This window comes from Mesorhizobium sp. M7A.F.Ca.US.006.04.2.1 (assembly GCF_004022915.1).
In the GTDB taxonomy this organism is placed as follows: Bacteria; Pseudomonadota; Alphaproteobacteria; order Rhizobiales; family Rhizobiaceae; genus Mesorhizobium; species Mesorhizobium ciceri.
This window is the reverse complement of sequence record NZ_RZQA01001514.1, coordinates 1-693: the sequence shown is the minus strand read 5'-3', so window position 1 is coordinate 693 and position 693 is coordinate 1. Positions and strand designations below refer to the sequence as shown.

Annotated in this window: 1 pseudogene; it reads right to left on the bottom strand. The window is 58.4% G+C overall.

Features of this window, described 5'->3' with window-relative positions:
• Window positions 1-231: pseudogene (locus EN925_RS38435) on the bottom strand (asparagine synthetase B); the annotation flags it as partial.
• Between the last annotated feature and the right edge of the window lie 462 nt (window positions 232-693).

Genomic DNA, 693 nt, shown 5'->3' with positions numbered 1-693 from the left:
GTTGAAGATCTCGCCGTTGAAGGCGATCGTCAGATCGCCCGTCGCATCGGACATCGGCTGCTGGCCGTCCCCGAGACCGACGATGGACAGCCGCGCATGGCCGAGGCCGGCCGCCTTTGTGGTGAAGAACCCCTGCTCATCGGGGCCGCGATGGGCAATGGCAGCCGTCATCCTTTCAAGGAGCGCCCTCCCATCCCGGACAGTGCCGAAATAGCCGCTAAAACCGCACATGCCGAGATATTTCCAAGTCCACCAGCGCGGCCCGGACTATAGACGCCAAGATATCGGTAGGTGTTAAATATTTGGGACTATTCATGAGAATGGTAAATTTTGAGCGGCCGCCGACGGCTGATTCCTTGCGTCAGCATTGGATCTGCCGCGAGATGAGGGCAATGAAGCTTTTGGCGTCGTGTTCGCATGATGTTCACGGGGTCTGAGGGGCAGGCCCTCATCGCCTTCTGTCGAAGGCTAGGTCTGGGACTTCTCAAGGTCTGTCGTTGTCGGGGAAAGTGGTCCGCGCGGCAGAATGAAATCTACGACGGTTGCCATTGCCGGAATTGAGGCAGGCGTGGCCGCATGCCGCCTTGGCGTAACGGCAAGCGATCTTTACAAGGCAGTACTCGATGTTCTTGACGGCCGCGGAATTTTTTGCGGCTACCCAATCCATGGCCATTCATTCGGACTGGGCTGGGG